We start from the raw sequence: 25,445 nt of genomic DNA, 5'->3' as shown, positions 1-25,445 counted from the left end.
GGGCGGGGCCTGGCAGGATGGTGCCCCCACGAGGCTGTCCGGCCTTGCACACCACAGTTCACGTCCCCCGGGGGGTTTCCGGCATGTCCGACCCGAACCAGAATCCTTACGCGAAGCAGCCGGGAGCCCAGCAGCCCGGTGGTCAGCCGCCGTACGGTGCTCAGCAGCCCGGTGGTCAGCCGCCGTACGGTGCTCAGCAGCCGGGTGGTCAGCCGCCGTACGGCGCCCAGCCGGGTTACGGCTACGGCTACCCGCAACAGCCCATGACGCCCGGCGCTCCTCCGCCCTACGGCTACGACCCCGCTGCGCCGTACGGCTACGACAGGTACGGGCGACCCTATTCGGAGAAGTCCCGCATCATTGCCGGTGTGCTGTCGCTGTTCCTCGGCAGCCTCGGCATCGGGCGCTTCTACACGGGACATGTCGGTATGGCGATCGGCCAGCTCCTCACCTGCGGCGGCCTGGGCATCTGGTCGCTGGTCGACGGCATCATCCTGCTCACGAGCGACGGTGCCACCGACAGCGACGGCCGGGTGCTGCGTGGCGGCTGAGCCGGCCACCGGGAGCCTGGGCACCTTCCGGCGAGCGGCGCGGCACCCCTCGGCCGTGCCGCTCGGCCTGGCTGCCGCGGGTCTTGCGGGAGCCGCGTACCTCTACCGCACCGATCCGCACCGGCCGGGGCAGTTGCTGCCCCGTTGTCCGTTCGAGTTCGTGACCGGACTGTGGTGCCCCGCCTGCGGCGGCACCCGTATGACGTACGACCTGATGCACGGGGACGTCGCCGCCGCGTTCCACGACAACGCGGTCCTGCTGCTGCTCGGGGTGCCGGCCGCCGCGTACCTGTGGACCCGGCAGGTGCAGGAGGCCGCACGCGGGCGCCGCTACCGGCCCGCGCCGGGGCGCCGGGGTGTCGCTGTCGTCCTGGGGACTGCCGTGGCCTGGACAGTCGCCCGGAACGTGATGGGCTGGGGACCCGCGTGAGCGGCGCACCTGTGCCGCCGGTGACAGCCCCATGCCTCCGTGACGGCGAGGGCGGGATAGGGTCACGCCTGTCGGCTTGACTCTTACTTGACCTTTTCGGGGGCCTGTCGTGGTTCTTGTCGCGGTGTTCGGCGCGGCACTGCTCATCGCCGTTCTGCTGTCCGGGCTGGCCGCCCGGTCGGTCCTCTCCACCTCGTTGCTGTTCCTCGTGGGCGGCGCTCTGGTGAGCGACGGGTTCCTCGGGCTGATCCACATCTCGCCGGAGAGCGAGATCGTGGCGACGACCGCCGATCTCGCACTGTTCGCGGTGCTGTTCACCGACGGCATGCACGTGTCCTTCACCGAACTGCGTGCCCGCTGGAAGAACCCGGCGCGGGCGCTCGTCCTCGGCATGCCGTTGTGCTTCTTCGGTATCGCGGTGCTCACGCACTTCCTCACCGGACTGGACTGGACGACCTCCTTTCTCGTCGGAGCGGTCCTCTCGCCCACCGACCCGGTGTTCGCCTCGGCGATCGTCGGGCGCAAGGAGGTGCCGGGAAGGCTGCGGCAGTTGCTGAACGTGGAGAGCGGCGTCAACGACGGACTGGCTCTGCCGTTCGTGCTGATCTTCATTGCTGCCGCCGGGCCGACCGGCCACGCGGCGGAGGCCTCGTTCGGCACCATCGCTCTGGAGCTCGCGCTGGGCCTGGTCTTCGGCGTCTTGGCGCCTCTGGTGGTGAACGGCCTGGTGCGGTTCCGGCTGCTGGGTGCCGAACCCAAGCTCCAGCCGCTGCTGCCGCTGGCCATCGGAGTGGGGCTCTACGCGCTGTGCCACCTCACCCACGCCAACCCCTACCTCGCCGCGTTCAGTGCCGGCGCGGTACTCGCCGCGGTGTCGCCGGAGGCGAAGCGGTCCTTCGAACCGCTCGGTGAATCGTTCGCCGAGCTGGCGAAGTTCGCGGCCCTGCTGGTGTTCGGTGCGCTGCTCACCCCGCAGCTGTTCGGCGACCTGTCGTTCGGCGGGTACGCGGTGGCCGTCCTCACGATCGTCCTTATCCGTCCGCTGACGCTGATCCTCTCTCTGGTGGGAACCGAGTTCGACCGCCGCGAGAAGCTGACCGCGGCCTGGTTCGGGCCCAAGGGCTTCGCGTCGGTCGTCTACGGCCTGCTGGTGCTGCAGTCGGGCATCCCGGACGGTGAGCAGGTGTTCACGCTCATCGCCGTGACCATCGCGTTCTCGATCATCGCGCACAGCAGCACCGACGTGCCGATCGCCCGCGTGTTCGACGTCGAGGAGCTCGTGGGCATTCCGGACGACGGCATCGGACCGCGATGGCCGTTCGGCAGGGGCCGCCGCAAGCGCGGTGCCGGGAGCGGTGGCGTCCCGGAGGCGCAGCAGGGTGCCGACGGCGAGCCCGGGAGCGCGGCACGCGGCGAGGTGCCCGAGGGCGCGGGCGACGGCCGGTCCGCCGATCGCTGACCGGCGGCCCCGGACGGTCGGTCGGCCCCGCCTTCCTGAACGGGCCGCCCGGGCCGTTCGTAGCCTTGGGTCGCCCGGGGGTGCTGGGTACGGCTGTCAGCCGGCCGCGGTGGCTCCGGGAGGATCCGGCAGGGGCTGCTCGGTCCAGATCACCTTGCCGGTCGGGGTGTAGCGGGTGCCCCACCGGTCGGCGAGCTGCGCCACCAGGAACAGGCCTCGGCCTCCCTCGTCCGTGGTGGCGGCGTGGCGCAGATGCGGTGAAGTACTGCTGGTGTCCGAGACCTCGCAGATCAGGGCGTGGTCCAGGATGAGCCGGGCATGGACCGGCTCCGCGCCGTAGCGGATCGCGTTGGTGATCAGTTCGCTGAGGATCAGCTCCGTCGCGAACGCCTCCTCGCCCAGACCCCAGGACTCGAGGCGGCGGACGACGTCGGCCCGCACCCCGGCGACCGCGGAGGGGTCGGAGGGCACCTGCCATTCGGCGATGCGGTCCTCCGGCACCGAGCGCGTCCTCGCCACCAGCACGGCGACGTCGTCCTCCTGCGGTTCCGGGAGCAGCGACTCCAGCACCGTGTGGCAGGTGCCCTCGGCCGTGCGTCCCGAGCCGGTCAGCACCTCCCGGAGCGCGTCCAGCCCGACGTCGATGTCCTGGCCGCGGCGCTCGACGAGCCCGTCGGTGTAGAGCACCAGACGGCTGTCCGTCTCCAGCGCCATCTCGACCGATTCGAAGGGCAGCCCCGGCACGCCGAGAGGCGGCCCCGCCGGGACGTCGGCGAACTCGACGCGTCCGTCGGTGTGCACCACGGCGGGCGGCAGATGGCCGGCCCGGGCGATCGTGCAGCGCCGGGCCACCGGGTCGTAGATCGCGTACAGGCAGGTGGCGCCGGTGAGTCCGGCGTTGCTGAAGTCCGTACCGTCCGGATCGGTCTGCAGCGCCAGTTCGTTGAGACGGCTCAGCAGTTCGTCCGGAGCCATGTCGAGGGCCGAGAAGTTGTGCACAGCGGTGCGCAGTCGTCCCATCGTGGCGGCGGCGTGCAGGCCGTGGCCCACGACGTCGCCGACGACCAGCGCTGCGCGGGCGCCGGGCAGCGGAATGACGTCGAACCAGTCGCCGCCCACGCCCGCCTGCGCCGGAAGGTAGCGGTAGGCGACGTCGAGGGCCCGCTGCTCGGGCAGTTGGCTGGGCAGCAGGCTCTGCTGCAGCGACACCGCCATCGAGTGCTCGCGCGTGTAGCGGCGCGCGTTGTCCAGGCACGAGGCCGCATGCACCGCCATCTCCTCCGCGAGCGAGAGGTCGTCCTCCTCGAAGGCCGAGGAGTCGCCGGCGCGCCAGAAGTTCGCGAGCCCGAGGACGGTGTTCCTGGAACGCAGCGGGACGGTGATCATCGAATGGACGCCGAAGTCGAGGATGGCCTTCGCACGATCCGGGTCCTGCTCCTGCCAGCCCGGGCTTGCGGGAAGATGCGGCACAAGCACGCCGAGGCCCCGGTCCACGCCCTGGATCTGCGGTGTCGCCGGCACGAACCGGAGCAGGTCGCCCACACGGTAGAAGGGCGGGTTCTCCGCGACACCGCTCAGTGCGGCACGGCGCATCTCGCCGGACTGCCAGGTGGGGAGCTCGTCGCCGGTCTCCACGCCATCGAGCAGGTCCACGCTGGTGAAGTCGGCGAACCCCGGGGCGGAAGCCTCCGCCAGCTCCTGCGCGGTGCGGGTGATGTCCAGCGTGGTGCCGACCGTGACGCTCACGTCGTACAGCAGCCGGAGACGGTCCTGGGCCGTCGCGGCCATGCCGGAGAGGTGGTGCAGCTCGGTGGTGTCGCGCAGCGTCGCCACATTGCCGGCGGGGCTTCCGTGCCGGACGGCGGGGCGATTGCTCACGGCCAGCAGCCGGTCGCCGGTGGCGACGACCTCGTCGGTCGCCACGCGCCCGGATGCCAGGAGTTCGGTCATGCGGGCGTCGAGTCCCAGGTCCTCCACGAGCCGGCCCTCGGCGTCCTCGGGCAGCGAGAGGAGGCGGCGGGCCTCGTTGTTGGCGAGCAGGAGTCTGCCGTCACCCCCGACGATCACCACCCCTTCGCGCACGGCGTGCAGCACCGCGTCGTAGTGCTCGTACATCCGCGCCATCTCGGCGGGGCCCAGGCCGTGGGTCTGCCGGCTGAGCCTTCTGGCCAGCAGCACGATGCCGCCCGTCGCCAGCATGAGGGCTCCCGCGGCACCGCCCAGGAGCACCGGCAGCTGGCGGTCGACGACGTCTCCCACAGCACTGGTCAGGACGCCCGCGGACACGAGGCCGACGACCTCGCCGCGGGAGTTCTTGACCGGCACGACGGCCTGCACCAGCCGGCCGATGGTCCCGTCGATGGTCTCCGTCACCGGCTTTCCCGCGAGCGGCGCGCGGATGTTGCCGACGAACTTCTTCCCGATCCGGTCCCGCTTCGGGTGCGTGAACCGGATGCCGTTGTCGTCGGTCACCACCACGAAGTCGACCTTGGTCCGCTTGCGGACGGATTCGGCGCGCGGTTGCAGAACACGTGTGGGGTCGGGGGAGTTCAGCGCGGCGACGATGCCCGGCGAGCGGGCCAGCGACTCGGCCACGGCCAGCGACCGGTCCTCGGCGGCACGCTCGCTGTAACGTTCCGCCTGCAGCAGCAGGGCGAAAACGCCCGCACTGACGATCAGCAGCGCTCCCACGACCTGGAGCACCAGCGCCTGCCCCGCGACGCTCCGGACGCCGAGCATCGACTCCCTGCCGCCACGTCGTCGTGGGCGGCTCACGGATGATGTGCCCGTGGTCGTGTGAGGCCGGAGTCGCACCATGCCACGAATGCTTCCACACCCGGTGGTGGGAGGCGACCACCGGAGGGTGGCACCGGATCGGCGCAGCAGGCGCGGCGGCGCCCGGACCGGGCGTGGTCTAGGCTGCCCCTGCGCACACAGTGAGGACGTGGGACGGATGGGACAGAGCGTGCCGGCACGGCACTCCGTCCTGCCTGGTCTCCTCGTGCTCCTGCTCGCCCTGGTCGGCCTCGGCTGCGGAGGCGCAGTCACCGGACCGCCGCCCCACGATCCCGCAGGCGCCGCCGCGCCTGCCGCGGTCGGTCCCGGCGCCGCACCGTCCGGCGCCGTCGGCGCGGCCCACCGCGCCCGGGCATCCGCCCCGGCCCCAGATGTCGAGGACGCCTCACTCGGCCGCACCGGCTGCACCGGCAAGCAGGACCCCCGCACCGAACCCCCGGCGGGACGCGGAACGCACCGTGACGGGCCGCTCACCGCCTCCACCGCGGCCGACTCCCCCGGACACGCGGAGCCGGCCCGCTGCCGTCCGCCCCGTCGCCCCGGCGGCCCCGCACCGCCCCCGACGGCGCCCCTCCACCTGTCCCTCTCCGTTCTGCGGGTGTAGGCCGCGGGCCACCCGCGGTCAACCGCGGGTCCCGTCGCCCCACGACCCACCGAACGGAGAGCCTTCCCATGCCACTTTCCACCAGGTCGCCCCGCCGGGCGGCCCGGGCGCTCGCCGCCTGGCCCGCCCGACGCTGGGCGGCTGCCGCCGCCTCGGCCGCCGCCTGCGCGGTTCTGATCGGCGTCCCGACCGCTGTGCTACCCACGCCGCTGTTCTCACGATCCGTACCGGTCCAGTGGTGGAACCTTCTGACGCTCGCACTGACCAGCGTCCTCGCGGGCATCGTGCTGGCAACCTACGTCCGCCGTCCGGGTGAAACGACCGCCGCGGGCGGCAGCCGGAGCGGGTCGGTCGGCGGCGTGCTCTCGTTCTTCGCCGTCGGATGTCCCGTGTGCAACAAGCTCGTGCTGCTCCTGCTCGGCACGTCCGGCGCACTGACCTACTGGGCCCCGCTGCAACCGGCCGTCGCCCTCGCGTCGGTCGTGCTGCTCGCCGAGGCCGCCCTGCGCCGGCTCCCGGCAACGGACACCTGCCCGGCCCCGGCCGGTCGCTGACCCGCGGCCGCCTCTGCCGTCCCCGACCGCTTCCCTGCGGTCCTCCCCTCCCTCTTTCCGCTCCGTCCTCGACTCCGTCGACCCTGGAGAACCCATGCCCACGCCCAACGCCCCCTCCCGCCGTCGGCGCACCGTGCTCGCCGCGGCCGCACTGACCGCCTCACTGGCCACCGTCGCCGCACTTCTCGCGACGGCCGGGAACGACACCCACGACCACGACGACGCCGCACCCGCCGCCACCGCCGACTCCTCGTCCTCCACCGCACCCCCGACAGCGGAGGAGAACCGGCGCGGCCCCGACCTCAGCCATCTCGCCCGGCGCGATCCCGACGACCCCCTGGCCCGCGGCCGGGCCGACGCTCCGGTCGTCCTCATCGAGTACGCGGACTTCCAGTGCCCCTTCTGCGGACGCTTCGCCCGCCGCACCGAACCCCGGCTCGTGGAGAAGTACGTCCGGAAGGGCGTGCTGCGCATCGAGTGGCGCAACTTCCCCGTGTTCGGCAAGGAGTCCGAACAGGCCGCGCTCGCCGCCTGGGCGGCGGGCCGGCAGAACCGCTTCCGGCAGTTCCACGACCTGCTGTACGCCGCGGAGCGCGAACGCAACTCCGGCGAGTTCGCCGACGACCGCCTGGTGGAGTTCGCCCGCCGCGCCGGCGTGCCCGACCTGGAGCAGTTCCGCAGCGACATGGCGAGCCGGGAAGCACGCCGCAGCCTGGGAAGGGACCGGGAGGAGGGCTACCGCCTGGGCGTCAGCAGCACCCCCGCCTTCCTCGTGGGCGACACGCCCATCCTCGGCGCCCAGCCGACGCGGACCTTCGAAAAGGCGGTGGAGCAGGCGGCCGAGCGCGCCCGGCAGGAGGACCGGGAGGCGGGAAGGTGAGCGACACCGGTCTCCTGGTGGCGCTCCTCGGAGGCGTCCTCACCCTCCTCAGCCCCTGCAGCGCCCTGCTGCTCCCGGCCTTCTTCGCCTATTCCTTCACCACCACGACCCGCCTCGCCGGACGCACCGTCCTCTTCTGGGCGGGGCTGTGCACGACCCTGGTGCCGCTCGGAGCCGCGGGTGCCTACGCCGGCCGGTTGTTCTACGGCCACCGCGAACTACTCGTCACGATCGGAGGGTGGACGCTCGTCGCCCTCGGACTCGCCCAGATCCTCGGCCTGGGCTTCGGGTCGCGGCGTCTGGGGCAGGTCGCGAGCAGGCTGACGGCCGGTTCGGCCGCCTCGGTGCTGGCCCTGGGCGCGGTCTACGGGCTCGCGGGGTTCTGCGCAGGGCCCGTTCTCGGTGGTGTGCTCACCGTCGCCGCGCTCGGACACGACCCCTGGTACGGGAGCGTACTGCTCGCCGTCTACGCCCTCGGCATGGCGCTGCCGCTGTTCCTGCTGGCCCTGCTCTGGGACCGGTTCGAGGTGGGGCGGCGGCGCCGGCTGCGCGGCAAGGAGATCCGCGTCGGCCGACTGATCCTGCACACCACGTCGTTGGCCGGCGGACTGATGTTCGTCGCGCTCGGGGCCCTGTTCCTGGTCTTCGACGGCGCCTCCGCGCTGCCTTCCCCGCTGGGCGTGGAGGGGGAGTTCGCGCTCGAACAGCGGATCTCGCGCTGGGGAGCCGCGGTGTCCGACCGTGCGGTGGCGCTGGTGGCCGCCGTCCTGGTCGCGGCCGTGTCGCTGGCCGTACTGCTGCGGCGACCGTCCCGCTCGCCCGGGGAGGAGGACTGAGGAACGACCGCGCCGCGCGCGGTGCCTGCTTGCCGGTGAAAGCGCCGGCAAGCAGGCATTCGGCACGCGGCAGAAGGTCAGGCTGCCGCCGACTCCCGGCGCACCCTCCGCGCGGCTGCCACCAGGTTCTCCAAGGACGTCCGCACCTCCGGCCAACCACGGGTCTTCAGACCGCAGTCCGGGTTCACCCAGAGCCGCTCCGCGGGGAGGGCCTCGAGCCCGGTGCGCAGCAACTCCGCCACTTCCGCCACGTCGGGTACGCGGGGCGCGTGGATGTCGTACACACCGGGACCCGCCTCCCGCGGGTAGCCGTGCGCCGCGAGTTCGCGCGCCACCTTCATGCGGGAACGTGCCGCTTCCAGGCTGATGACATCGGCGTCGAGGTCGTCGATGGCCCGGATGACGTCGCCGAACTCCGCGTAGCACATGTGGGTGTGGACCTGTGTCGCCGGGCCGACACCGGAGGTGGTCAACCGGAAGGCCTTGGTGGCCCACGACAGGTAGGACGGGCGATCCTCGGGCCGCAGCGGCAGGGTCTCCCGCAGCGCCGGCTCGTCGACCTGGATCACGGAGGTGCCGGCGGCCTCCAGATCGCGCACCTCGTCCCGCAGGGCGAGCGCGACCTGCCGGGCGGTGTCGGCGAGAGGCTGGTCGTCCCGCACGAACGACCAGGCGAGCATGGTCACCGGCCCGGTGAGCATGCCCTTGACGGGACGGTCGGTGAGGGACTGGGCGTACGCGGTCCAGTCCACGGTCATCGGCTCGGCACGGGAGACGTCCCCGGCGAGGATCGGCGGGCGGACGCAGCGGGTGCCGTAGGACTGCACCCAGCCGTGCCGCGTGGCCAGGAACCCGTCGAGCTGCTCGGCGAAGTACTGCACCATGTCGTTGCGTTCGGGCTCACCGTGCACGAGCACATCGATCCCCGCCTCCTCCTGGAAGGCGATCACGTCGCGGATCTCCGTCCCGACCCGCTCCTCGTAGGCCGCGGCATCGATCCGCCCGGCCCGCAGGTCGGCGCGGGCCGCGCGCAGCTCGTCCGTCTGCGGGAAGGAGCCCACGGTGGTCACGGGCAGCAGCGGAAGGCCGAGCCGGGCGCGTTGGGCCGCGTTCCGGTCCGTGTAGGGCTGTGGGCGGTGGCAGTCCCCGTCCGTCACCGCGGCCGCCCTGGCGCGGACGGCAGCGTCACGGGTCAGTGCGGAGCGGGCCCGGGCGGCGAGGTCGGAGCGGCGGCCGGCGAGGTCGGCGGCGATCGCGTCGGCGCCCTGCGTGAGCCCCTTCGCGAGGGTGACGACCTCGGCGGTCTTCTGCCGGGCGAAGGCCAGCCAGCGCAGAATCTCCGGGTCGATGTCCCGCTCGGCGGCGGTGTCGAGCGGGACGTGCAGCAGAGAGCAGGACGGGGCGACATCGACGCGGTCGGCGAGTCCCAGCAGCGTGCCCAGTGTCGCCAGTGACCTCTCCAGGTCGTCGGCCCACACGTTGCGGCCGTCGACCACACCGGCGACCAGGCGCTTGCCCGGGAGACCCCCGACGGCGGCGAGGGCGTTGAGATTGGCGCCCGCGCTTCGGGTGAAGTCCAGCCCCAGGCCCTCGACCGGGGCTTTCGCCAGCACGGGAAGCGCCTCACCGAGCCGGTCGAAGTAACTGGCGACGAGCAGCTTCGGCCGGTCTGCCAGGGTGCCGAGGTCGCGGTAGGCGCGAGCGGCGGCGTTCAGCTCGGCGGAGGAGCGTTCCTCGACCAGCGCGGGTTCGTCGAGCTGCACCCACTCCGCTCCGGCGGCGCGCAGGTCGGCGAGGACGTCGGCGTAGACCGGCAGCAGCCGGTCGAGCAGCGTCAACGGCTCGAAGCCGGGGGCGACGCCGGACGCGGGCTTGGCCAGCAGCAGGTACGTGACAGGCCCGAGGAGCACGGGGCGTGCGCGGTGACCGAGGGCCCGGGCTTCGCGCAGTGCGGCGACCTGCTGCGTGGAGTCGGCGGCGAACTCGGTGTCCGGGCCGAGCTCCGGGACCAGGTAGTGGTAGTTGGTGTCGAACCACTTGGTCATCTCCAGCGGGGCGACGTCCTGCGTGCCCCGGGCCATCGCGAAGTAGCCGTCCAGCGCGTCGGCCTCCACCGCTTTCCGGTGCCGTTCCGGGACGGCACCGACCATGACGCTGGTGTCCAGCACGTGATCATAGAGGGAGAAGTCGCCGGTCGGCACCTCGTGGATGCCGGCTTCCGCCAGACTGCCCCAGACCTGTGCGCGCAGCCCGGCCGCCGTCCGGGCCAGGGATTCTGCGGTGGTCCGGCCCTTCCAGTACCCTTCGATCGCTTTCTTCAGTTCCCGGTTCGGGCCCTGGCGCGGGTACCCGTACACGACGGCCTGTGGTGCCGCGGCTGCGGACTTCGGTGTCACGGAACTCTCCTTCGCGAGCGTGTCGTCGAGGTCCCGGGACCGGGAGCGTGCGCGAAGGAGCAGCCGACCGGTGGTGCGGCCGTGGTGCCTCAGCCGCTCCGCCCGGTGCGTACGCCGACCCGCCCTCGAGGTCACCGGAACCACCGCGCGCGGTCGCCGCGCGCGGACAGCGGGCAGGTTTTCGGACTCGCGGGCGCTTCGCCCTGTGGAAGGGCGGACTCCTACTGGCCGTCGCTTCCCGGTCCCGTTCGGGGCCAGTGCGTGTGACGGCGGTCGTTCCCGCTCACCGCTGCGGGGCAGTCCCGGATTTCCACCGGGTTCCCTCTTGCGACGCGCCTGCCTGGCAGACAGGGCGAACCAGCTGCACTCTTCAGACTAGTCGCCCCGAGCGGGAGCGGGAGGACGGATTCCACATTCCGGGCCGGCCCGGGAGGCGGCTCCGGCGGAGACGTGGGCAGGAAGCGGGACGCCGGCCGTGCTCGACGGGCGCATGTGCCGGACGTGCTCCGTGCACGATCACGTCTCCGACGGAGGATCCTGGCGGTCCGAACCCTCCGTCGTCCGGGAGGTCCCTTCCCGGGGCCGCGGCTCGTCGAGGTACTGATCGGCCCAGGCGCTGATGATGTGGGCGGCCCGCTGCGCCTGCCCCCGCGCGGTCAACAGATGGTCCGCTCCTTCGAGCGAGATGAAGCTTCGCGGGTGCCGCGCCTCCTGGAAGATCTCCCCGGCATTGGCGATGTCGACCGTGGAGTCGGTGGGCGAATGCGCGATGAGGAGCGGAAGGTTCACCTCGCCGATCCGGTCGCGGAGGTGAGCCCGGCGGACGTCCTCGACGAAGGCGCGCTTGAGAACCAGGGTCCTCCCGCCGACGAACCACTCGTGCGCGCCCTCGCTGAGGACACGGTCCAGGACCGAGTCGTACTGCCGCTCGACATGGCTGGGGTCGACGGGCGCCGCGATCGTGGCCAGCGCGCGGAGACCGGCCGTCTCGCGCGCTGCGGCGATCGCGGCGGCGCCGCCCCACGAATGCCCCACCAGCAGATCCACCGGAGTCCCCCGCTCCGCCATGAAGGCCGCGGCACGGACGGTGTCCTGCACCTTGACGGTGAACGACCCGTCGCCCCAGTCGCCCTCGGAGTCTCCGATCCCGAGATTGTCGAAGCGCAGCATGCCGATCCCCTCGCGGGCCAGCTGCTTGCTGACGCGCGAGGCGGCCGGCGAGTTCTTGCCGAGAGTGAATCCGTGCACGAAGAGGCCCCAGCCCCGGACCTTGCCCTTCGGCAGATCGATCACTCCGGCCAGTTCCGGGCCGACGACGCTCGGGAATCTTACTTTTTCTTTCATGCGCGGTGCTCACCTGGGCAGGAATCGACGTGGACGGGAGACGCCGACGACACTAGCCGGTCCGGCCTCGGGACGACGAGCGGCGGAGCGGGGCCGTTCCGCTCGGGATGTCAGCGCCACCTCCTACGCTCCAGCAGCTATGAGCATGATCGGAGAGTACGTCCGCCTGACACCCACGGAACTCGACCACGCGCTCCGTGATCCACACTGGGCCGAGGAGTTCGTGACCACGCTGCTCGAAGCGGAGTGCGACACCAGGCCCGAGACGGCCCGGGCACGCTGCCACGACATCAACAAAACCTGGCACGCACTCGATTTCCTGCTGCGCCGGCGGGACTTCCCCGTTGAAGGAAGCGCGGGTTGGCGACGTGTTCGCCGTCCGAGGTGGTGAAGAAGTGGGCGACGCCCATGTCGATACCGACGATCGCCCCGGTGGGCGGCAGTTGCTCGGCGGGCACGTTGTCGCAGGCGAGGATGACGTAGCAGCGCCTTCCCTCGCGCTTCACGCTGACCGTCTTGACGCGTCCCTGTACGGGCCGGTGCTGGTGCACGCGGACGTGCCCGACGCCTTGAAGGCGGACGCGGATCTGCCGGTCGTGGGCGGTGGAGTCCCACCGGCAGCCGTCGCCGTCCTTGGGGAAGGTGACGGTGTCGAAGTGCCCGACGCCCTTGAACCTGGGGTAGCCCGGGGTCTGCCCGGCCTCGACCCGGCGGAAGAACGCCTGGAATGCCTTGTCCAGGCGGCGCAGGGTGGCCTGCTGGGAGGAGAACGACCAGCGGCCCTGCCGCTCGGGGTCGAACCTGCGAATGCCCTTGAGCTGCGCGGACTGGTCGCCGTAGCGGACGGTGGTCTTCGAGGTGTGCCGGTAGGCGTCCCGGCGCTCTTGGAGGGCGCCGTTGTAGAGGGAGCAGTGGTCCCGCAGCATCTCGCCCAGCGCGGTCGCCTGGCGGGCCGTGGGCCGGAGGAGGAACTTGTACGCGCGGATCACGAGCCGTCCCCCTTCTGCTTCTTCCACGGGCGTTCCCACTGCGTGTCGATGTACTTCTCGACCGTCGCCGCCGATACCGCGCCGACCGATGCCGCGAAGTACGACGACGACCACAGAGTGGGCATCCGCGACTTCAGGTGTGGGAACTCCTCGCGCAGCACGCGGGAGGTGAAGCCCTTGAACTGGTTCGCGACGTATGAGGCTGAGGACTTCGGGTCGTGCTTCACGAACAGGTGGACGTGGTCGGGCATGACTTCGAGCGCCACGATCTCCCACCCCCGCTCGTCGGCCTTCTGCCGGATCAGTTCGTCCAGGCGTTCCGCGACCCGTCCGTCAAGGACTGGACGGCGGTACTTCGGGCACCACACCACGTGGAGCCCGAGGTCATACACGCCGCCGGAGAATCGGCGAACCTTCCTGGTCACGGCCATGCAGCAACTATACACAAGACGCTGGTCTAATTCGGCAGAGAGGTGGGATCAGGTGAACAGTGCAGATCCGTGCACCCAGTTGAGGTCAGAGCAGGACTCAGAAGCCATTCCCCACCCCGCTAAAGCGGGGCGTCCCCTGGCCAGGTCCTGATGGATCTAGGGCCAACCGGGGAGGGAGGAAACATGACCGTCTCGGCGGAGCGAGGCCGCGTCCATCGTGCGCTTCGCCGTATCGGTTCATTCTTGCGTGAGCTTGTTGGGGAGGCCGCCGCAGAGCTGGTACTGACCGTGCTTGCCTGCATCATCTTGTCGGGGCTGGTCCTGGCCTTCGCCTTGGGGTGGCGGCTCAATCCGCTCGCAACGGGGGGTGCTGCCGGTGCGGTACTGGTCTTCCTCGGCTACGGCGGCTGGGAGCTGCTTCGCCCGACCAAGCCAGTGCGTCGTGGGCGGCTGGCGGTGGTAGCGGGAGCCATGTTCAGCGTGGCAGTCGTAGTTGTCCTCTACGCCTCGAACTGCGGTTGTTCCACATAGCCAAGCCTTGGCCACGCGGTCGGTGGAGCGGCTTTGGGCCGAAGCTGCCATGGGGCGAGAGGTCAGGGGCCCGCAAGCTTGCTGTGACTCGGGCGGCGCCTTGCCGCCATCGACGCCGCGTTCGTTCCCGGCGAGGAGGCGCCGCCCTCCGCTGCCTGACAGCCGCACACACAACGACCGTGGGCCGTGCCTTCCGAGAGAGGAAGGCACGGCCCACGGCCCATATACGGCCCAGGTCAGTGAAACAGCGCTGTGACCTGAACAGTTTCTAAATGTCGAAGTACAGCTCGAACTCGTGCGGGTGCGGGCGGAGCTGCATCGGCGCGATCTCGTTGGTGCGCTTGTAGTCGATCCAGGTCTCGATCAGGTCGCTGGTGAAGACGCCTCCGGCCTGGAGGTACTCGTTGTCCGCCTCGAGGGCGTCGAGCACCGCGGGGAGCGAGGTCGGGACCTGCGGGACGCCCGCGTGCTCCTCCGGGGCGAGCTCGTAGAGGTCCTTGTCGATCGGCTCGGCCGGTTCGATCTTGTTCTTGATGCCGTCGAGACCGGCCATCATCAGGGCGGAGAACGCCAGGTACGGATTGGACGACGGGTCCGGTGCGCGGAACTCGACCCGCTTGGCCTTCGGGTTCGTTCCGGTGATCGGGATGCGCATCGCAGCGGAGCGGTTGCGCTGCGAGTACACCAGGTTCACCGGCGCCTCGAAGCCCGGAACCAGACGGTGGTACGAGTTCACCGTCGGGTTGGTGAAGGCCAGCAGGGACGGCGCGTGCTTGAGGATGCCGCCGATGTAGTAGCGGGCGGTGTCGGAGAGGCCCGCGTAACCCTGCTCGTCGTAGAACAGCGGCTCCCCGCCGGACCACAGCGACTGGTGGACGTGCATGCCCGAGCCGTTGTCGCCGAAGATCGGCTTCGGCATGAAGGTGGCGGTCTTGCCGTTGCGCCAGGCGACGTTCTTCACGATGTACTTGAAGAGCATCAGGTCGTCGGCGGCGGCGAGCAGCGTGTTGAACTTGTAGTTGATCTCCGCCTGGCCCGCCGTGCCGACCTCGTGGTGCTGGCGCTCGACCTTCAGGCCGGCGCGATCCAGTTCGAGGGAGATCTCGGCGCGCAGGTCGGCGAAGTGGTCCACCGGCGGCGCAGGGAAGTAGCCGCCCTTGTAGCGGACCTTGTAGCCGCGGTTCCCACCGTCCTCGATGGCGCCGGTGTTCCAGGCGCCGGCCTCGGAGTCGATGTGGTAGTAACCGGCGTTCGCCTTGGTCTCGAAACGCACGTCGTCGAAGACGTAGAACTCCGCCTCCGGGCCGAAGAAGGCGGTGTCCGCGATACCGGACGACGCGAGGTAGGCCTCGGCCTTCTTCGCCACGTTCCGCGGGTCACGGCTGTACTGCTCGCCGGTGATCGGGTCGTGGATGAAGAAGTTGATGTTGAGGGTCTTGTCGCGGCGGAAGGCGTCGACCCGCGCGGTGGAGAGGTCCGGCACGAGCGCCATGTCCGACTCGTGGATGGCCTGGAACCCGCGGATCGACGAGCCGTCGAACATCAGGTTCTCGTTCGCGTCGAAGGACTCCGCCGGCACCGTGAAGTGCTGCATGATGCCCGGCAGGTCGCAGAACCTCACGTCGACGAACTTGACGTCCTCGTCGGCAATGAACTTGCGTGCCTCGTCGGCGTTCTGGAACATCCCACTCCTCCTAGTCCCCGCCGCGAGGGGACGGGTTGTGCTGCCGTGGGGCACGGCCTTCACCGGGCCACGCCGGTCTCCGACCATAGGGAGCCGCCATTTCTCGGGCATGACCCTATTGTTTCGCCGATGTTAACCAGCGTACGGGCGGAAACCTCGCCAACCGGGCGGGTCGGGTTGTTTTTCCCCCGCGATACCGTGGAGCGGTGGACAACAGGGAAGCAATCGGATCGTGGCTCTCCGGCCCCCGCAGCGCGGCGGAAGGTATGGGGGCCGACTTCGGCTACCGCGGCGAACGGCTGGGACTGCCGGAACAGGGGCCGGGATCGGCGGCATCGTTCGGGCGCCGTTTCGGCGCCCTCTTCATCGACTGGGGCCTGGCGGTCCTGATCGCCTACGGGCTGCTGTCCGGGGGCGACGTGCCGACGGCGAGCAACTGGGCGCTGCTCGTCTTCCTCGTGATGACGCTGCTGACTGTCGGCACGGTCGGCTCCACCCCGGGCAAGCGGCTCGTCGGTCTGCGGGTCGTCGCGGTGAACGGGCTCGGCAGGCTTCCGGTGTGGCGTGTGCTGGTGCGTACCGCGCTGCTCGGGCTGGCCGTTCCTGCGCTGATCTGGGACCGGGACGGGCGCGGTCTCCACGACCAGCTCTCCGGGGCCGTGCAGGTGCGCCTCTGAGGGCATCGGACTTCCCGGGCACGGCGCCCGCCGGAGACTCCACCTCCTACGGACACGGATGCGGTGGAGGGCCGGTGCCTCGCGCACCGGCCCTCCACCGCGTTCCGGAGCCCCTCGCCGGAGGGGCGCTGCTCAGCGTCGGCCGCCGCCCTGTCCCTTCGGCATGCGCATGCCCTTGGGCATGGGGCCCTTGGGCAGCGGCATGTTGCTCATCAGGTCGCCCATGGCGCGCAGCCGGTCGTTGGTGGCGGTGATCTGCGAGCCCTGCAGCACCCGCGGCAGCTTCAGGATGGTGTTCCGCAGCTTCTTCAGCGGCACCTGCCCCTCGTCGTCGCCGACGATCAGGTCGTGCACCGGGACGTCCGAGACCACGCGGTTCATCTTCTTCTTCTCGGAGGCGAGCAGCGAGCGCAGCCGGTTCGGGTTCCCCTCTCCGACCAGTACGATGCCCGGCTTGCCGACCGCACGGTGCACCACGTCCTGGCTGCGGTTCATCGCCACGGCCGGGGTGACGTTCCAGCCGCGGCCGATGTTGTCCAGCACGGCGGCCGCGGCACCCGGCTGGCCTTCCATCTGCCCGAACGCGGCACGCTCGGCCCGGCGGCCGAAGACGATCGCCGTGGCGAGGAAGGCCAGCAGGAAGCCGAGGATGCCCAGATAGACGGGGTGGCCGATCGCGAAACCGACGGCGAGCACGACGGCGAGGGTGCCGAAGCCGACCCCCGCGAGGATCCAGCCGATCCTGCGGTCGACGCGCCGGGTCATCTGGTACGTCAGGCCGATCTGCTTGAACCGGCCCGGGTTCTCGGTAGTGTCCTGCCTCGCCATAGGACGCAGTTTACGTGGCCCGTCGTGCGAGGGACGCCCCGGCCGGGGGTACGGCCGCGGGCATGGCGGTGAGCAGCCGTTCGGCCTCCGCCCTCGCCCGTGCGCGGCGGCGGTCCTCCACGACTGCCTGCCAGGCGTTGCGGCGCGCGATGCCCGGGCCGCCGTTCAGCAGCAGGCCCTCCAGCGTGCGCAGGGCGGTTCGCATGGGATGTCCTCCGTGGGTGCGGGTCGTGCCTGCGGCGAGCGCGGCGTGTGAGTACATCGTCACTCACGGGTGTTACCAGCGCATCTCGATCACGTCAAAGCGCATCGACGGTGGTGCCCGGGAGTGCGGCGCATGTCACACGGGCGCAGCTTCCTCCCGGGGCCCTGTGCCTACGGACGTGCGCCGGCGAGGTCCCTCGCCGGCGCGGGCCGTCGGTGTCAGGCCGCCTTCGCCTCGCGGGCGTCCATCGCCTGGCGGTACAGCCGTCCCGCGCGGTAGGACGAGCGGACCAGCGGGCCGGACATGACGCCGGCGAAGCCGATCTCCTCGGCCTCCTGCTGCAGCTCCACGAACTCCTGCGGCTTCACCCAGCGCTCCACGGGGTGGTGGCGCGGCGAGGGGCGCAGGTACTGGGTGATGGTGATCAGCTCGCACCCGGCTCCGTGCAGGTCCCGCAGCGCCTCGCTGACCTCCTCCCGGGTCTCGCCCATGCCGAGGATCAGGTTCGACTTGGTGACCAGCCCGTCCTCGCGGGCACGGGTGAGCACGTCCAGGGAGCGCTCGTAGCGGAACGCCGGGCGGATGCGCTTGAAGATCCGCGGCACGGTTTCCACGTTGTGCGCGAGCACCTCCGGGCGGGAGGAGAAGACCTCGGCCAGCTGTTCGGGCACCGCGTTGAAGTCGGGGATGAGCAGCTCGACGCCGGTGTCCGGCATGGCGGCGTGGATCTGGCGGACGGTCTCCGCGTACAGCCACGCACCGCCGTCGTCGAGGTCGTCGCGGGCGACGCCGGTCACGGTGGCGTAGCGCAGCTCCATCCGTTCCACCGACTCGGCGACCCGGCGGGGCTCGTCACGGTCGAGTTCGGCGGGACGGCCGGTGTCGATCTGGCAGAAGTCGCAGCGGCGGGTGCACTGCTCGCCGCCGATGAGGAAGGTCGCCTCGCGGTCCTCCCAGCACTCGAAGATGTTGGGGCAGCCCGCCTCCTGGCAGACCGTGTGCAGCCCCTCGTCCTTCACGAGCTTCTGGAGGGCGTTGTACTCGGGGCCCATCTTCGCCCGGGTCTTGATCCAGTCGGGCTTGCGCTCGATGGGGGTCTGGCTGTTGCGGACCTCCAGTCGGAGCATCTTGCGACCGTCGGGTGCGACAGCGGACACGTCCGGCTCCCTACGTACTTTCGATTCGTCGGTGCGTACCAGGGTACGCCTGCCGTTGTGCGGGTCAGACGGCGCGGGGGAGGGGAACTGCCTCCTCCAGGACCGCCCGCAGGTGCTTCTCCACCACGGGAAGCACCTCGGAGACCGGAACATTCCTGCCCAGCTCCCCCGAGAGCGAGGTCACGCCCGCGTCGCGGATGCCGCACGGCACGATCCGGTCGAACTCCGTGTTGTCCGATTCACAGTTGATCGCGAACCCGTGCATGGTCACGCCCTTGGCCACGCGGACGCCGATGGCCGCCAGTTTCCGGTCCTCGCGGCGCTGGCCGGCATTGGACGGCGCGTATTCCGGCCCGCTGAGCCGGGCGTCGAACTCGCCCTCCCCGTCCTCGCCGTCCTGCGGGCGCGGGTCGAAGTCCAGCGACAGGCCGCCCAGCGCCTCCCGCCGGTCGACCTCGTCGCCGAGCACCCAGACGCCGCTGCGGCCCTCGATCCGGGTGGTCTCCAGCCCGAACTCGGCGCAGACGCGGATCAGGGCGTCCTCCAGGCGCCGCACGTGGGCGACCACGTCGACAGGGCGGGGAAGCTTCAGGACGGGGTAACCCACGAGCTGTCCCGGGCCGTGCCAGGTGATCTTGCCGCCGCGGTCGACGTCCACCACCGGGGTTCCGTCGAGGGGGCGTTCGCTCTCCTCGGTACGGCGGCCCGCGGTGTACACGGGCTGGTGCTCCAGCAGCAGGCAGGTGTCCGGAACCTCGTCGGCGAGGCGGGCGGCGTGGACCTGCCGCTGCTCCTGCCACGCTGCCGTGTACTCCACGGCTTCGTCGCCGAAGCCCAGGTGGACAAAGCGCAGCTCGCTCACGGCCTCTCCCTCGCGTCCCTCTCGGCCCGCTCCCGCGCGCCGGTGCACCTCCTGCACACGGCCTCCACTGTACGGCGGTGGGGCCACCGTCCCGCAGGCAACCGCCTACTCACACGTACGGATGAATACGCGGCGGTCAGGCCGGGTCTGCGTTCCCGGGCCGTTACATTCGCGCCGTTCCGACCCGGGCGCTCCGGCGTCTGCAGCCAAGCCGCGAGGCAGGAGACCGTACAGCCGATGACGACGGAAAACGCCGGGACCTCCACCCAGCAGCGCACCCCCACGCAGCAGCGCACCCCCAACCGCCGCCTCGCCGCCCTCATCGCGGAGGCGGGCTTCTCCCACGCGGGACTGGCCCGACGCGTCGACCAACTCGGTCTCGAACACGGTCTCGACCTGCGGTACGACAAGACGTCCGTCACGCGCTGGCTGCGGGGCCAGCAGCCCCGGGGCACGACTCCCGCGCTGATCGCGGAGGTGTTCACCCGGAGACTGGGCCGGCGCCTCACGGCGCAGGAGCTCGGCCTGGACGCCTGCGCACCGGTCTACGCCGGACTGGAGTTCGCGGCGACCCCGGGCGAGGCGGTCGACATCGTGAGCGGCCTGTGGCGCAAGGACTCCGGCGCCCAGTCCGAGTTGCGGAAGATCGCCTTCACCCCGGCAGGTCTGGTGGTTCCCAGCCGCGACTGGCTGATCGGGCGGCCCGACGAGCACGTTGCGCGCGGCGGCAGCGGGGACGACGGCCCCGCCGGGCACGCCGATGCCGGCAGGGGCGGCTCCCGTACCCCCGCTCCCTCCGCGGCGCCCCGGGTGCCTGCCCAGGCCCGCGGGGCGACGCCCGCTGCGGGTCCCCGCGCTGCGGGGCCCGCAGCGGGGGCGGGCACGGCGTCGGCCGTCGGCCGTGTCCGCGTCCCGCGCTCCGCCCCGGCCGCGCCGGGCGCCGTGCCGCGTCCCGGCGGAGCGCCGGGCGCCCGCCCCGGCCCGCCCCCCGCCCGGAGCGGGGCGGGGCGGGCGGGGAAGACCCCTGCTGCTCCGACGGAGCGCGGCCCCGGCCACCGGGTGACCCGCGGCGACGTGGCGGCGCTGCGGTCGGTCTGCGACCTCTTCCGGGCGCTCGACCACGCGCACGGCGGCGGTCACGCCCGCCACGCTCTGGTGCGCTACCTGGAGCACGAGGCGGAGCCCCTGCTGCGGGGCTCCTACGGCGAGCAGATCGGACGCCGGCTCTTCGGCGCCGTCGCCGACCTCACGCGGCTCGCCGGGTGGACCTCCTACGACATCGCCGCCCACGGTCTCGCGCAGCGCTACTTCGTGCAGGCCCTCCGACTGGCCCAGGCCGCCGGGGACCGTTCGTACGGCGGCTACGTGCTGGTGTCGATGAGCCGCCAGGCCGTCCACCTGGGCCACGGCCGCGAGGCCGTGCAGCTGGCCCGCGTGGCCCAGCAGGGAATCGGCGCGGCAGCACCCGCTCCCGTGCAGGCCCTGCTCCACGCGGCCGAGGCCCGAGGACACGGCGTCCTCGGAGAGGTGCGTGCCTGCGAGGCCGCCCTGGCCCGGGCCGAGCGTGCCCTGGAGGCGGGATGGCCGGACGAGGACGTGCCGTCCTGGGCCCGTTTCTTCGACGAGGCACAGCTCGCTGACGAGTTCGGGCACTGCCACCGGGACCTGCGGCAGTACCGGGCCGCAGCGCAGTACGCGGAACGGGCCCTGCGACTGCGCGGGCCCGGGTATGTCCGGAGCCGGCTGTTCTGCCGGGTGGTCCTGGCGACCGCGCGCCTCGGGCTGGGCGAGATCGAGCAGGCCTGCGCCCTCGGGGCGGAAGCGGCGCAGCAGGCTGCGGAGATGCGGTCCGTGCGGGCCCACGAGTACGTGCGCGACTTCGAACGGCGCCTGGAGCCGTACCGGGAGGCGGCGGCCGTGCGCGGCTACCGCGAGCGGTTCGCGGTGCTCGGCTGAACCCCCGGGGGCGTGGGGGACCCGGCCACGGACATGGTGGTGGCGAGGCGTCAGAAACGCTGTGGCCAGGGCGTTCTGTCAGTAGCGGGGGCTAGAGTCGGAGGCAGATCGGTGATGGCTCACCCACGCCAGGAGGCCGTTGATGACCGCTGCCCGCCCCGTTTCCGCCGCGTCCGCTTCTCCTCCCGCCCCGGCCCGCCGGCCCGCGTCCGTCCCCGCACGGCAACCGCTGCCCAAGGCCCCGCTGCCCGCGGGACAGCCGCGGGACTGGTACACCGCCCACAACCGGCAACTGAAGGCCATGCGCCTCGCGATCGCGCTGCTCGATGCCGGGGTGCTGTCCCCGCGGCGTGCAACGGACCGGCGCATATGCCTGCTCGCCGAACGCATCGGCGTGCACCGTCCCTCCCGCACCACCTGCCGCCTCGTGCGGACGCTGCTCCCCGCACCGCCGCGACGGCGGCGCTGACGGCTGCCCCACCCCGCGGCGGCCGGGTTCAGGCCGCCGCGGAGACGGTGCTCCCGCCGGAGGGCGCCGGGCGCAGACCGAGGTCGCGCAGCACCTCGAGAGCCGCCCGGCGCCCCGAGGCGAGGGCTCCCTGCGGTCCGGAGACCCCGCGGTGATCGCCGCACACGTAGAGACCGCACAGCACGCGCACGCTCCGCCGCGGGTCGTGCGGTGCGGGCATCGCCGGGACGGCATGCGGGTCGTGGTGCCCGCCGGCCAGTCGCCACCCGCCGGTCGCCGTGCCGTACAGCGCCGCGAGTTGCGTCCGCACGGCGTGCTCCAGCGGAGCGGAGAGCTCTCCCGCGGCCGCTCCGAGCACCACCGAGGTCACCAGCGGGCGCCCGTCCGGGGCTCGTGTCGGGTCCACGGCCGAGGACACCCAGGTGTGCGAGACGGGGCCGCGCCGGTCGGCGTCCACGAGCAGCGAGTCACCGGTCGGCGGTGGCTCGTCGGCGACGTGGTGCAGCACCGTGACCGGGTGGTGCCCCGGCACCCGCAGGCCCGGCAGCAGCGCCGCGGCACGCTGGGCGCCCGCCGCGATGACGACGGCACGGCAGCGGATCCTGCCGTGGTCCGCGGTTTCCACCGCGTCCGCCCGCACCGAGACGGCCCGGATCCCCGTGCGCACCGCGCCGTCCGGCAGCGCCCCGGCCAGCACCCCGGGCAGCGCGGCCGCTCCGCCGCGCGGTAGGCACAGACCGTTCCGGGCGAAGCCGCGCAGCACCAGGTCCGCGACCCTGCTCGACGTCGTCAGGGCGGGGTCGCAGAGCAGCGCCGACAGCAGCGGGCCGAGCAGGGTCGAAACGGTCCGTCCGGGCAGTCCGCGCGAGGCCAGCGCGGCTTCCGCGGTGACCTCCGGCCGGGACCCGAGCCGTTCGGGCGGCGTGTCGGCGAGCCGGAAGAGGGCCGCACGCAGTCGGGACAGGTCGACCGCGTCACCCACCGCCGTCCGGGTGCGGGCCGGTGTCAGCCCCCGGGCGGTACGCAGGGCCTGACGTGCCGTCCGCGGCTGCGGCACCCTGCCGAGCGACGTGCGGGCGGGGGCGTGGTGCGTGCCGCGCCCCGGCCGGCCCGCGTGCGGGCGCAGGTCGCCGACGCGCAGGGAGCGGTCGCCGGTGCGGAGCAGGGCCCCGGGGGCGAACGGGCGCAGGCCCAGCGCCGATTCCAGCCCCAGGGCGGGCAGTTCCGCGGGGCCGGGCCAGCCGGGGCACAGCAGTGCCGGACTGCGGTCCAGCAGCAGTCCGTCGACGATGTCCGTTCTGGAACGGCCGCCGATGCGTTCCTCGGCCTCGAGCACGGTCACCCGCAGGCCCGTGCGGAAGAGGTGGACCGCCGCGGCCAGCCCGGCGGGGCCGGCGCCGACGACCACCACGTCGGTGTCCTCGGTGTGTACGAGCTGCGTGCCTGCGCTGCCGGTCGACATGCGCCCTCCCCAAGGTCGACGTGCGACGTAAGGGTCCTTCCCCGGCGGGGCGTGGATGGCTCCGACCTGTTTCATGCCCGTGGCGGCGCCGGGGACACCCGCGGGAGTCGACTCTATGCGGCGGTGGCGTCGCCGACAGTCGCTGCCGGGGTGGCACGGGCGCACGACGACGCACACCCGGCACACGGCCGGGCGCACGGTGCGGACGGAGGCGGGGAGCCGCTGCGTGCAGCGCGGACCGCTCCGACGCTCAGTCCAGTGCTGCGCGCACCGCGTCCTCGACTCCGGGATGGGCGAAGCGGAAGCCTGTCTCCAGGAGGCGGGTCGGCAGCACGCGCTGACTGCCGATCACGTCGCCGGCGAACTCGCCGATCGCGAGGCGCAGTAGGGCTGCCGGCACGGGCAGTACCGCGGGCCGCCGCAGCACTCGTGCCATCGCCGCAGTCACCTCGCGGTTGGTGACCGGCTCGGGAGCCGTGAGATTCACCGGTCCGGCGAGTTCCGGGGTGTCGAGGAGATGGCGGAGTGCCGCGATGTGGTCGGCGAGGGAGATGTGGCTCCAGTACTGGTTGCCGCTGCCGAGTCGACCGCCCAGCCCGGCGCGGAAGACGGGGAACAGCCGCCCCCAGGCTCCGCCGTGACGGGACACCACCAGTCCGGTGCGGGCGAAGACCGTACGCACGCCCGCTTCCCGGGCGGGAGCGGCCGCGGCCTCCCATGCGGTGCACAGGTCGGCGAGGAACCCCTCGCCCGCCGAAGCGGACTCGTCGACGGCGCGGTCACCGGTGTCGCCGTACCAGCCGATCGCGGTACCGACGACCAGTGTCTTCGGCGGATGGTCCATAGAGGCCAGCGCCTGCGCGATCGCCGAGGTGCCCAGCACCCTGCTGTCCCACAGCTTCCGCTTGTAGGCGGCGGTCCAGCGACGGTCGCCGATCCCGGCGCCCGCCAGGTGGACCACGGCCTCGCACCCGACCAGGCCCTCGGTGTCCACCTGCTGCCGTTGCGGGTCCCAGAACACCTCGTCCCGGGCGCGAGGGGTCCGGCGCACCAGGCGCACCACCTCGTGGCCGTCCTCGCGGAGGGAGGAGACGAGTGCCGAACCGATGAGTCCGGTCGAACCGGTCACCGCGATGCGCTGCAGAGCCATGGCGAATTCCTGTGGACGGTGGCGAGGTACGGGGGCCAGAGTGGCCATTATGACCGTCCCCTTCACCGTCAGGCCCGCGCAGCCCGCCGACGAGGCGCAGCTCGCCGCCCTGAGTCACCGCACCTGGTCCCCGGAGCACGCGGTGACCCCCAGGCCCGAATCTCCCGAGGCGCCGTTCTTCCGGTCGGCCGGGCCGGAGGCCTGCCTGGTCGCGGAGGTACCGGGGAGGGGCGTCGTCGGGTACGTCCGGCTGGTGCGGGCCGACCTGCCCTCGAACGCCCACGTGCGGATGATCCAGGGGCTGGAGGTCGACGAGGGCGTCCGCGGCAGCGGCATCGGGCGGGCGCTGGTCGAGGCGGCCTGCGAACGGGCCCGCGGGCAGGGAGCGCGGCGCGTGACCCTGCGGGTGCTGGGGCACAATCGCGCGGCGCGGGCGCTGTACGCCTCGCTCGGGTTCCGTACGGAGGGCACGCTCCCCGAGGAGTTCCTGCTCGACGGCCGGTACGCGGACGACGTGCTGATGGGGCGCTCGCTGGTCTGACGGGGCCGACGCCGTCCGGTGCACGGCCGCTACGCGCGGAACCGTTCCCACAGCCGGGGAAGGCGGGCCGCCAGCGCGTCCTCGTCCTCCAGGTCGAGCGGCGCGCCCTCCGGGTCGCCGGTCTGCTCGAGCAGGCCGGATCCCGGCAGGTCGCCGCCGGTCAGCTGCTCGTAGGCCTCGTCGGCCGCGAAACCCAGGTCCTCCGCCTCGCCGTCCACGTCCGCGTCGAACTCGTCGAGGAGCTCGGCCAGCGCGTCCGCGTCGTGGGCGGCCTTCTCGAAGACGTGCCTGCCCTGTCCGATCAGCCAGCAGCGGAACGCGTCGAAGACGTCGTCGCTGGCCCCGTCCAGCAGGATCCACGCGGCCGCCCACAGGTCCCACTGGTAGGCCCGCCGGTACCGGGCCTCGAAATGCCGGGCGAAGTACTCCACGGCGTCCGGGTCGAGCTGCGTGAGGCGCTCGACGAGCACGTCGGCCTGTTCCTCGGGGTCGCCTCCGGCGGCCTCGCGGGCGTTGTCGATGTGCTCCCAGAACTCCGTCTCGTCCATCACGGGACCAGCATCCAGGGTGCATCCCGTCCGCGCACGCGGAGCACGCCGACACCGCGCCGTCGCACCTCCGAACTCCTCCGGACGTGCGACGGCGCGGACCCC

At 72.1% G+C, this 25,445-nt stretch carries 25 protein-coding genes, 1 pseudogene and 1 riboswitch; of the genes and pseudogenes, 13 read left to right on the top strand and 13 right to left on the bottom strand.

The annotated features are described in order from the left end of the window. Nucleotides 1-83 precede the first annotated feature (83 nt). The 3 genes from ACL06G_RS10590 (at nt 84) to ACL06G_RS10580 (ending at nt 2,440) form a co-directional block, all read left to right on the top strand. Nucleotides 84-551 carry a TM2 domain-containing protein gene (locus tag ACL06G_RS10590; RefSeq protein ID WP_412785741.1) on the top strand — a complete coding sequence of 156 codons (468 nt, stop codon included), beginning with the start codon at nt 84-86 and terminating at the stop codon, nt 549-551. Beyond that, the gene (locus ACL06G_RS10585) at nt 541-981 is read left to right on the top strand and encodes a DUF2752 domain-containing protein (RefSeq protein ID WP_412785742.1); all 441 of its coding nucleotides are present in this window, start codon (nt 541-543) and stop codon (nt 979-981) included. The genes ACL06G_RS10590 and ACL06G_RS10585 overlap by 11 nt, the downstream gene beginning before the upstream one ends. Nucleotides 982-1,090: 109 nt before the next feature. Next, nucleotides 1,091-2,440, top strand: a complete 1,350-nt coding sequence (locus ACL06G_RS10580; protein WP_412785743.1) for a cation:proton antiporter — start codon at nt 1,091-1,093, stop codon at nt 2,438-2,440. A 96-nt stretch (nt 2,441-2,536) separates the two neighbouring features. Here ACL06G_RS10580 and ACL06G_RS10575 read toward each other — a convergent pair whose 3' ends face one another. After that, nucleotides 2,537-5,179, bottom strand: coding sequence for a SpoIIE family protein phosphatase (locus ACL06G_RS10575; protein WP_412785744.1), 2,643 nt, complete (start codon nt 5,177-5,179; stop codon nt 2,537-2,539). Between the two features lie 214 nt (nt 5,180-5,393). Here ACL06G_RS10575 and ACL06G_RS10570 point away from each other — a divergent pair, with 214 nt between their 5' ends. The 4 genes from ACL06G_RS10570 to ACL06G_RS10555 all read left to right on the top strand — a co-directional run bounded on the left by ACL06G_RS10570 (nt 5,394) and on the right by ACL06G_RS10555 (nt 8,110). Continuing rightward, the gene (locus ACL06G_RS10570) at nt 5,394-5,840 is read left to right on the top strand and encodes a hypothetical protein (protein ID WP_412785745.1); all 447 of its coding nucleotides are present in this window, start codon (nt 5,394-5,396) and stop codon (nt 5,838-5,840) included. A 68-nt stretch (nt 5,841-5,908) separates the two neighbouring features. After that, nucleotides 5,909-6,394, top strand: a complete 486-nt coding sequence (locus ACL06G_RS10565; RefSeq protein ID WP_412835766.1) for a hypothetical protein — start codon at nt 5,909-5,911, stop codon at nt 6,392-6,394. A 94-nt stretch (nt 6,395-6,488) separates the two neighbouring features. Next, on the top strand, nt 6,489-7,274 hold the full coding sequence (locus ACL06G_RS10560) for a DsbA family protein (protein WP_412785747.1): 786 nt from the start codon (nt 6,489-6,491) through the stop codon (nt 7,272-7,274). Continuing rightward, on the top strand, nt 7,271-8,110 hold the full coding sequence (locus ACL06G_RS10555) for a cytochrome c biogenesis CcdA family protein (protein WP_412785748.1): 840 nt from the start codon (nt 7,271-7,273) through the stop codon (nt 8,108-8,110). The genes ACL06G_RS10560 and ACL06G_RS10555 overlap by 4 nt, the downstream gene beginning before the upstream one ends. 77 nt (nt 8,111-8,187) lie before the next feature. Here ACL06G_RS10555 and metE read toward each other — a convergent pair whose 3' ends face one another. After that, nucleotides 8,188-10,506, bottom strand: coding sequence for a 5-methyltetrahydropteroyltriglutamate--homocysteine S-methyltransferase (metE, locus tag ACL06G_RS10550; protein ID WP_412835765.1), 2,319 nt, complete (start codon nt 10,504-10,506; stop codon nt 8,188-8,190). A 155-nt stretch (nt 10,507-10,661) separates the two neighbouring features. Continuing rightward, a riboswitch (cobalamin riboswitch) is annotated at nt 10,662-10,883 on the bottom strand. 139 nt (nt 10,884-11,022) lie between these two features. Continuing rightward, nucleotides 11,023-11,850: an alpha/beta hydrolase family protein gene (locus tag ACL06G_RS10545; protein ID WP_412835764.1), complete on the bottom strand. Its 828-nt coding sequence runs from the start codon at nt 11,848-11,850 to the stop codon at nt 11,023-11,025. Here ACL06G_RS10545 and ACL06G_RS10540 point away from each other — a divergent pair. Continuing rightward, entirely contained in the window at nt 11,849-12,241 is a 393-nt protein-coding gene (locus tag ACL06G_RS10540; RefSeq protein WP_412835763.1) for a DUF1877 family protein, read from the top strand. The two genes, ACL06G_RS10545 and ACL06G_RS10540, sit on opposite strands and share 2 nt — an antisense overlap. Here ACL06G_RS10540 and ACL06G_RS10535 read toward each other — a convergent pair. Further along, nucleotides 12,147-12,839: pseudogene (locus ACL06G_RS10535) on the bottom strand (RNA-guided endonuclease InsQ/TnpB family protein); the annotation flags it as partial. The gene ACL06G_RS10540 and the pseudogene ACL06G_RS10535 sit on opposite strands and share 95 nt — an antisense overlap. Then, nucleotides 12,836-13,270, bottom strand: coding sequence for an IS200/IS605 family transposase (gene tnpA, locus ACL06G_RS10530; protein WP_412785396.1), 435 nt, complete (start codon nt 13,268-13,270; stop codon nt 12,836-12,838). The gene tnpA and the pseudogene ACL06G_RS10535, both read right to left, overlap by 4 nt. 183 nt (nt 13,271-13,453) lie before the next feature. On the opposite strand from tnpA, the gene ACL06G_RS10525 reads away from it, so the two are divergent. Further along, nucleotides 13,454-13,801, top strand: coding sequence for a lysine transporter LysE (locus ACL06G_RS10525; protein ID WP_412835762.1), 348 nt, complete (start codon nt 13,454-13,456; stop codon nt 13,799-13,801). Nucleotides 13,802-14,069: 268 nt separating this feature from the next. Here ACL06G_RS10525 and glnA read toward each other — a convergent pair whose 3' ends face one another. Next, nucleotides 14,070-15,485: a type I glutamate--ammonia ligase gene (gene glnA, locus ACL06G_RS10520; RefSeq protein ID WP_412785753.1), complete on the bottom strand. Its 1,416-nt coding sequence runs from the start codon at nt 15,483-15,485 to the stop codon at nt 14,070-14,072. Between the two features lie 206 nt (nt 15,486-15,691). Here glnA and ACL06G_RS10515 point away from each other — a divergent pair, with 206 nt between their 5' ends. Beyond that, nucleotides 15,692-16,162: an RDD family protein gene (locus ACL06G_RS10515; RefSeq protein WP_412785754.1), complete on the top strand. Its 471-nt coding sequence runs from the start codon at nt 15,692-15,694 to the stop codon at nt 16,160-16,162. Between the two features lie 132 nt (nt 16,163-16,294). On the opposite strand, the gene ACL06G_RS10510 is transcribed toward ACL06G_RS10515, so the two are convergent. From ACL06G_RS10510 to lipB, 4 genes are all read right to left on the bottom strand, one after another. After that, the gene (locus ACL06G_RS10510; protein WP_412785755.1) at nt 16,295-16,990 is read right to left on the bottom strand and encodes a DUF4191 domain-containing protein; all 696 of its coding nucleotides are present in this window, start codon (nt 16,988-16,990) and stop codon (nt 16,295-16,297) included. A gap of 10 nt (nt 16,991-17,000) precedes the next feature. Then, entirely contained in the window at nt 17,001-17,195 is a 195-nt protein-coding gene (locus tag ACL06G_RS10505) for a hypothetical protein (protein ID WP_412785756.1), read from the bottom strand. Between the two features lie 218 nt (nt 17,196-17,413). After that, nucleotides 17,414-18,352: a lipoyl synthase gene (gene lipA / locus ACL06G_RS10500; protein ID WP_412785757.1), complete on the bottom strand. Its 939-nt coding sequence runs from the start codon at nt 18,350-18,352 to the stop codon at nt 17,414-17,416. 64 nt (nt 18,353-18,416) lie between these two features. Next, nucleotides 18,417-19,214 (bottom strand): lipoyl(octanoyl) transferase LipB, encoded by a 798-nt coding sequence (gene lipB / locus ACL06G_RS10495; protein ID WP_412785758.1) that lies wholly within the window; start codon nt 19,212-19,214, stop codon nt 18,417-18,419. 237 nt (nt 19,215-19,451) lie between these two features. Here lipB and ACL06G_RS10490 point away from each other — a divergent pair, with 237 nt between their 5' ends. Then, nucleotides 19,452-21,170 (top strand): NsdA family TPR-like regulatory protein, encoded by a 1,719-nt coding sequence (locus ACL06G_RS10490; protein WP_412785759.1) that lies wholly within the window; start codon nt 19,452-19,454, stop codon nt 21,168-21,170. Nucleotides 21,171-21,312: 142 nt separating this feature from the next. Then, on the top strand, nt 21,313-21,639 hold the full coding sequence (locus ACL06G_RS10485) for a hypothetical protein (protein WP_412785760.1): 327 nt from the start codon (nt 21,313-21,315) through the stop codon (nt 21,637-21,639). Nucleotides 21,640-21,667: 28 nt separating this feature from the next. Here ACL06G_RS10485 and ACL06G_RS10480 read toward each other — a convergent pair whose 3' ends face one another. Further along, nucleotides 21,668-23,101, bottom strand: a complete 1,434-nt coding sequence (locus ACL06G_RS10480) for an FAD-dependent oxidoreductase (protein ID WP_412835761.1) — start codon at nt 23,099-23,101, stop codon at nt 21,668-21,670. Nucleotides 23,102-23,351: 250 nt separating this feature from the next. Beyond that, entirely contained in the window at nt 23,352-24,251 is a 900-nt protein-coding gene (locus ACL06G_RS10475; protein WP_412785762.1) for a TIGR01777 family oxidoreductase, read from the bottom strand. A gap of 49 nt (nt 24,252-24,300) precedes the next feature. Between ACL06G_RS10475 and ACL06G_RS10470 the strand changes: the two genes are divergently transcribed. Continuing rightward, nucleotides 24,301-24,792, top strand: a complete 492-nt coding sequence (locus ACL06G_RS10470) for a GNAT family N-acetyltransferase (protein ID WP_412785763.1) — start codon at nt 24,301-24,303, stop codon at nt 24,790-24,792. A gap of 29 nt (nt 24,793-24,821) precedes the next feature. Here the strand turns inward: ACL06G_RS10470 and ACL06G_RS10465 are convergent, their stop codons facing one another. Beyond that, the gene (locus ACL06G_RS10465) at nt 24,822-25,340 is read right to left on the bottom strand and encodes a DUF4240 domain-containing protein (RefSeq protein WP_412785839.1); all 519 of its coding nucleotides are present in this window, start codon (nt 25,338-25,340) and stop codon (nt 24,822-24,824) included. Between the last annotated feature and the right edge of the window lie 105 nt (nt 25,341-25,445).

The organism is Streptomyces callyspongiae (assembly GCF_047200695.1).
Taxonomy (GTDB): domain Bacteria; phylum Actinomycetota; class Actinomycetes; order Streptomycetales; family Streptomycetaceae; genus Streptomyces.
This window is presented reverse-complemented; position numbering and strand designations above follow the sequence as displayed.

Excerpts from the sequence above, each read along its gene's own strand:
- ACL06G_RS10480 (WP_412835761.1), bottom strand. The coding sequence starts at position 23,101 with ATGTCGACCGGCAGCGCAGGCACGCAGCTCGTACACACCGAGGACACC.
- ACL06G_RS10475 (WP_412785762.1), bottom strand. The coding sequence starts at position 24,251 with ATGGCTCTGCAGCGCATCGCGGTGACCGGTTCGACCGGACTCATCGGT.
- ACL06G_RS10570 (WP_412785745.1), top strand. The coding sequence starts at position 5,394 with ATGGGACAGAGCGTGCCGGCACGGCACTCCGTCCTGCCTGGTCTCCTC.
- ACL06G_RS10525 (WP_412835762.1), top strand. The coding sequence starts at position 13,454 with ATGACCGTCTCGGCGGAGCGAGGCCGCGTCCATCGTGCGCTTCGCCGT.
- ACL06G_RS10505 (WP_412785756.1), bottom strand. The coding sequence starts at position 17,195 with ATGCGAACCGCCCTGCGCACGCTGGAGGGCCTGCTGCTGAACGGCGGC.
- ACL06G_RS10545 (WP_412835764.1), bottom strand. The coding sequence starts at position 11,850 with ATGAAAGAAAAAGTAAGATTCCCGAGCGTCGTCGGCCCGGAACTGGCC.
- ACL06G_RS10490 (WP_412785759.1), top strand. The coding sequence starts at position 19,452 with ATGACGACGGAAAACGCCGGGACCTCCACCCAGCAGCGCACCCCCACG.
- ACL06G_RS10565 (WP_412835766.1), top strand. The coding sequence starts at position 5,909 with ATGCCACTTTCCACCAGGTCGCCCCGCCGGGCGGCCCGGGCGCTCGCC.
- ACL06G_RS10575 (WP_412785744.1), bottom strand. The coding sequence starts at position 5,179 with ATGCTCGGCGTCCGGAGCGTCGCGGGGCAGGCGCTGGTGCTCCAGGTC.
- ACL06G_RS10510 (WP_412785755.1), bottom strand. The coding sequence starts at position 16,990 with ATGGCGAGGCAGGACACTACCGAGAACCCGGGCCGGTTCAAGCAGATC.
- glnA (WP_412785753.1), bottom strand. The coding sequence starts at position 15,485 with ATGTTCCAGAACGCCGACGAGGCACGCAAGTTCATTGCCGACGAGGAC.
- ACL06G_RS10485 (WP_412785760.1), top strand. The coding sequence starts at position 21,313 with ATGACCGCTGCCCGCCCCGTTTCCGCCGCGTCCGCTTCTCCTCCCGCC.
- ACL06G_RS10560 (WP_412785747.1), top strand. The coding sequence starts at position 6,489 with ATGCCCACGCCCAACGCCCCCTCCCGCCGTCGGCGCACCGTGCTCGCC.
- ACL06G_RS10590 (WP_412785741.1), top strand. The coding sequence starts at position 84 with ATGTCCGACCCGAACCAGAATCCTTACGCGAAGCAGCCGGGAGCCCAG.
- ACL06G_RS10470 (WP_412785763.1), top strand. The coding sequence starts at position 24,301 with ATGACCGTCCCCTTCACCGTCAGGCCCGCGCAGCCCGCCGACGAGGCG.
- tnpA (WP_412785396.1), bottom strand. The coding sequence starts at position 13,270 with ATGGCCGTGACCAGGAAGGTTCGCCGATTCTCCGGCGGCGTGTATGAC.
- ACL06G_RS10465 (WP_412785839.1), bottom strand. The coding sequence starts at position 25,340 with ATGGACGAGACGGAGTTCTGGGAGCACATCGACAACGCCCGCGAGGCC.
- ACL06G_RS10540 (WP_412835763.1), top strand. The coding sequence starts at position 11,849 with ATGCGCGGTGCTCACCTGGGCAGGAATCGACGTGGACGGGAGACGCCG.